Genomic DNA, 5,108 nt, shown 5'->3' with positions numbered 1-5,108 from the left:
AACACTATCAGTAAGTTGGAGTCATTACCCTGAAACGCTCTGAAATCCACAATAACAACCATAACGAAAACAGGAGACGTCGTAATGGCAATGATGAAAACATGGGTTTGTCAGCAACCGGGTGAATTAACGTGGCAATCAAGAAATATTCCAAAACCACAACAACATGAGGTCTTAATAAAGGTAAAAACGGTTGGTATCTGCGGAACAGATATTCATGCGTGGCGAGGGAAACAACCTTTTTTCAGCTACCCTCGCGTATTAGGACATGAAATTTGCGGGACGATCGTCGCGCTCGGCAGCCAGACTGACCATTGGCACGTTGGTTAGCAGATCGCGGTGATCCCTTATGTCTCCTGCCATGAATGTTCTGCGTGCCGGAGCGGGCGAGAGAACTGCTGTGAAAATATTGCGGTGATTGGCGTACATCGTGATGGTGGGTTCAGCGAATATTTATGCGTACCTGAGCAAAACATCCTGCTGGCGGAAGGCATTGCACCCGAAGCGGTTGCGCTGATCGAGCCGTTTGCCATCAGCGCACATGCGGTTCGCCGTGCGGCGGTGAAGCCCGGTGACGCGGTCCTGGTGGTGGGCGCTGGGCCAATTGGGCTGGGGACGGCAGCCATTGCGGCGGCGGAAGACGCGCAGGTGGTGATGGTGGATACTAGCCCGGAGCGCCGCGCGCATGTGGCGCACCAGCTGGCGTTACCGGCTCTCGATCCGCTGGCCGATGACTTCCTCACTCAGTTGCGCGATAGCTTTGGCGGTGACCTTGCACAGACGGTGATTGATGCCACCGGCAGCGCGCAGTCGATGAATCGCGCGGTGGAGTTGATTCGCCACGGCGGCAGCATTGTATTTGTCGGCCTGTTTAAAGGCGACCTGCAGTTCTCTGATCCGGAGTTCCATAAAAAAGAGACCACGCTGCTGGGCAGCCGAAACGCCACAAAAGCGGACTTTGCGCGGGTGGGGGAGCTGATGCAGCGTGGGCTGCTGCGCGCCGACATGCTGCTGACTCACCGGTTGCACTTTGATGAGTTGGGTAGCACCTATGAACGAGATGTCATCAATAATCCACGGCTGATTAAAGGCGTGATAGAGTTTAGCGAGAACATTGCTGGCGCTCAATAAAATAAATGTAATGTAAATCAATATTTTAACTAAGTAAAACCTGCGCCTCCGTCTGCGCTAAAGCCTGTCCGACAATATGGAGAAAAACATGACAACGGTAAACATCGCGCTTAAGGAAGCCTATCAACTGGCCTTCGACGTCCTCAGCTCAAACGGATTTTCAGCCGCACACGCCGACGCTATCGCCCGCAACATCACCGCGGGTGAACGCGACGGCTGTGCTTCACACGGCCTGTGGCGCCTGCTGGGGATCGTAGAAACTCTGCGCAAAGGCAAGGTGTCGCCGGATGCGGAACCGACGATTGTCGATCAGGCGCCCGCTATCGTTAAAGCGGATGCCAACGGGGCGTATTCGCTGTGTGCCTATGAAAAGGCGCTGCCGCTGCTGATTGAAAAAGCTCGCCACTGTGGGATTGCGGCGCTGGCGATCAACCGTTGCGTGCACTTCTCGGCGCTGTTTGCCGACGTGGAACCGCTGACCGACGTGGGGCTGGTGGGTTACGCCTGTACGCCAAGCCACGCGTGGGTGGCCCCGGCGGGCGGCACCCAGCCGCTGTTCGGCACCAACCCGATTGCGTTCGGCTGGCCACGCGGTGCGAAGCCGCCGTTTATTTTTGATATGGCGACCAGCGCCGCAGCGCGCGGTGAAATTCAGCTGCACCAACGGGCGGGTAAGCCAATTCCAGAAGGCTGGGGGATTGATAGCGACGGCCAGCCAACCACCGACCCGCAGGCGGTGCTGGACGGGGCGATGCTGACCTTCGGCGGCCATAAAGGCTCGGCGCTGGCGGCGATGGTGGAACTGTTCGCCGGCCCGCTGATTGGCGATATGACCAGCGCCGAATCGCTGGCGTCGGATAACGGCGCGGGCGGCCTGCCGTACGGCGGCGAGTTGATTCTGGCGCTCGACCCTCAGCGTTTCCTGGGAGCAGAGGCCGGGACGCATCTGGCGCGCGGCGCTATCTGGCGCGCGAGCGAAGTGAGCTGCATGGGCTGGATGTTTCTCGTGGCCTGTACGACGAGATTTGTGCGCTGCGCGGGTAACGAGCATCCCCGGCGGCGCTGCGCTTGGCCGGGCTACGCGATTCGTCAATCTGCACTCATCGGTGCCCTCTCCCCTATGGGGAGAGGGCTAGGGTGAGGGGGAACAGGCACGCTCGGTGATGCAAAATCGCGCCGCTACCCGTATTAATTGTCACAATTTCTATAAAGTTTTGTCTTTTCCCACCGAAAACTCCTTATTCGTCCGGAGGAAAGAGAAACATGTTAAAACGTATAAAGATCGTCACCAGCCTCGTGCTGGTTTTGGTGTTGTTTGGCCTGTTACAGCTGGCGTCAGGGGGACTTTTCTTTAACTCTTTGAAGCATGACAAAGAGGACTTCACCATTCTGCAAACTGTGCGTCAGCAGCAGTCCTGGCTGAACGGGAGCTGGGTTGCTCTGCTGCAAACCCACAATACCCTGAACCGTGCCGGGATCCGTTACATGATGGATCAGAACAATATCGGCAGCGGCGCTACCGTTGCCGAGTTGATGCAGATTGCCACCAAATCACTGTCTGATGCGGAAAAACGCTGGACCGAGTACGAAGCGATGCCGCGTGACCCGCGTCAGAGCGAAGCGGCGGCGCTGGAAATCAAACGTAACTACGACATCTACCACGGCGCGCTGTCCGAGCTTATCCAACTGCTGGGTGCAGGCAAAATCAACGACTTCTTCGACCAACCGACTCAGGGTTATCAGGACGGCTTTGAGAAGGCGTACGTCAACTATCTGCAACAGAACGACAGCCTGTACGACCTGGCGGTCAACGACAGCAATGCCTCCTACACGCAGGCCATGTGGATCCTGTTTAGCATGATGATCGCCGTACTGGCCGTGATCATCTCCGTCTGGCTGGGCGTGCGCAAGACGCTTATCGAACCACTGAATCGTTTAATCGACAGCATTCGCCACATTGCGGGCGGTGACCTGGTCAAACGCATCGACGTGGAAAGCGACAACGAAATGGGCGAGCTGGCACACTCTCTGCGCCATATGCAGGGTGAACTGGCGCGCACCGTGGGCGAAGTTCGTCAGGGGGCTCACGCGATTTACAGCGGCGCGAGTGAAATTGCGATGGGTAACAACGATCTCTCTTCACGTACCGAGCAGCAGGCGGCTTCTCTGGAAGAGACGGCGGCGAGTATGGAAGCAATTATTGCGGTCTGGTTCGGCATCAAACTGACTCTTATCTCCCCAATGAACCGTCTGATCGACAGCATTCGTCATATCGCCAGCGGCGACCTGGTGAAGCGTATTGAGGTGGAAGGTTCCAACGAGATTGGCCAACTGGCGGAAAGTCTGCGTCATATGCAGGGTGAGCTGATGAACACCGTGGGTGATGTGCGTAACGGTGCCAACGCGATTTACAGCGGCGCCAGCGAGATTGCGATGGGCAACAACGATCTCTCCTCGCGTACCGAGCAGCAGGCGGCTTCTCTGGAAGAAACGGCGGCCAGCATGGAACAGCTGACGGCGACCGTGAAGCAGAACGCCGAAAACGCCCGTCAGGCGAGCCATCTGGCGCTGAGCGCATCGGAAACCGCGCAGAAGGGCGGTAAAGTCGTGGATAACGTGGTGCAGACCATGCGCGATATCACCGCCAGTTCGCAGAAAATCGCCGACATTATCAGCGTGATTGACGGTATTGCCTTCCAGACCAACATTCTGGCGCTGAACGCCGCGGTGGAAGCCGCACGTGCCGGTGAACAGGGGCGTGGTTTTGCAGTGGTCGCGGGTGAAGTTCGCAACCTGGCGCAGCGCAGCGCCCAGGCGGCACGGGAAATTAAGAGCCTGATTGAAGATTCGGTAAACCGCATTGACCTCGGTTCCACGCTGGTAGAAAGCGCGGGCGAAACCATGGATGAAATCGTGAATGCGGTAACCCGCGTAACCGATATCATGGGCGAAATTGCTTCCGCATCTGACGAGCAGAGCCGGGGTATCGACCAGGTTGGCCTGGCGGTATCGGAGATGGACCGTGTCACCCAACAGAACGCCTCGCTGGTGGAAGAGTCCGCGGCAGCCGCCGCGGCGCTGGAAGAGCAGGCTAGCCGACTGACGCAGGCGGTGGCCGTGTTCCGCATCCAGCAGGGCCAGGCAAGTACCGCGCGCGAACCGGTCAGCGTGGCCGCTGCGCCAGCGCCGGGTACGCTGCGTAAAGCGGCGGCAACCGACACCGGGGAAAACTGGGAAACCTTCTGATATGACATGCGCCCCTGTCAGGGCGCATTAGCTCAGCATCAGGCGCATGGCGCAGCGTGATTCATACGCCATGCCGTGCGCCACTTCTTGTGCCAGCTTTTGCCGTAGCGCAGCGTTCAATGACGTTTCCGGTAGCATTTCGAATCCCATTCGGGCATACCACGGCGCGTTCCAGGGTACATCCCGAAAGGTGGTGAGCGTGAGCGACGTGAAGCTCCTTGCTTTGGCCTCTACCGCGACATCGCTAAGAAGGCGTCGACCTAACCCTATTCCCTGACTCGCCTGATGCACGGAGAGCTCGACAATAAACAGCGTCGAATCCTGTGCTTCTGCTAACAGAAAACCACGCGGTTGACCGCTGTGTTCTACCACCCAACTCATTTCCTGCTGCAGATAATGCTGATGGCAACGGGCAGAGATGACGGGGCCTTGAGCGAGCCAGCTCAATTCGGGGATCTGCCGAAAGCATTGCCCGGCGGCGCGTTCAATGTCTGGAAGTGCGGCGATATCCGCAGCAATGGTCGGACGAACGAGAGTTATCATGGGGCAAGTATAGCCTGTCGTTAACCGGCGCAAACCAAAATTGGCGAATAAAAGTTACTGATAATCATCGCATTATCCGGCGTTTTGCGAATGCTCAACAGCCGTTTCTGACCAGGGGTAATACCCAGCGCATATTTTTCAAATACCCCTGCGGGCACGGGTAATGCTGCCAACTTACTGATTTAGTG

The 5,108-nt window shown here is 57.4% G+C and carries 2 protein-coding genes and 2 pseudogenes; 3 read left to right on the top strand and 1 reads right to left on the bottom strand.

All coding sequences use genetic code 11. From position 1 onward, the window contains the following. The first annotated feature begins 84 nt into the window (after positions 1-84). The 3 genes and pseudogenes from FDX04_RS21705 (at position 85) to FDX04_RS21695 (ending at position 4,377) form a co-directional block, all read left to right on the top strand. Positions 85-1,131: pseudogene (locus FDX04_RS21705) on the top strand (zinc-binding alcohol dehydrogenase family protein). Positions 1,132-1,219: 88 nt separating this feature from the next. Further along, positions 1,220-2,175 (top strand): annotated as a pseudogene (locus FDX04_RS21700) (Ldh family oxidoreductase). A gap of 219 nt (positions 2,176-2,394) precedes the next feature. Continuing rightward, the gene (locus tag FDX04_RS21695; RefSeq protein ID WP_137371462.1) at positions 2,395-4,377 is read left to right on the top strand and encodes a methyl-accepting chemotaxis protein; all 1,983 of its coding nucleotides are present in this window, start codon (positions 2,395-2,397) and stop codon (positions 4,375-4,377) included. Positions 4,378-4,404: 27 nt separating this feature from the next. On the opposite strand, the gene FDX04_RS21690 is transcribed toward FDX04_RS21695, so the two are convergent. Beyond that, positions 4,405-4,920, bottom strand: coding sequence for a GNAT family N-acetyltransferase (locus tag FDX04_RS21690; protein WP_057072932.1), 516 nt, complete (start codon positions 4,918-4,920; stop codon positions 4,405-4,407). Positions 4,921-5,108 lie beyond the last annotated feature (188 nt).

The organism is Citrobacter sp. wls615, from assembly GCF_005281355.1.
GTDB lineage: Bacteria > Pseudomonadota > Gammaproteobacteria > Enterobacterales > Enterobacteriaceae > Citrobacter > Citrobacter werkmanii.
This window is presented reverse-complemented; position numbering and strand designations above follow the sequence as displayed.

What these genes read in the sequence shown, in the direction of transcription:
- FDX04_RS21695 (WP_137371462.1), top strand. Translation starts at nt 2,395, where the DNA reads ATGTTAAAACGTATAAAGATCGTCACCAGCCTCGTGCTGGTTTTGGTG.
- FDX04_RS21690 (WP_057072932.1), bottom strand. Translation starts at nt 4,920, where the DNA reads ATGATAACTCTCGTTCGTCCGACCATTGCTGCGGATATCGCCGCACTT.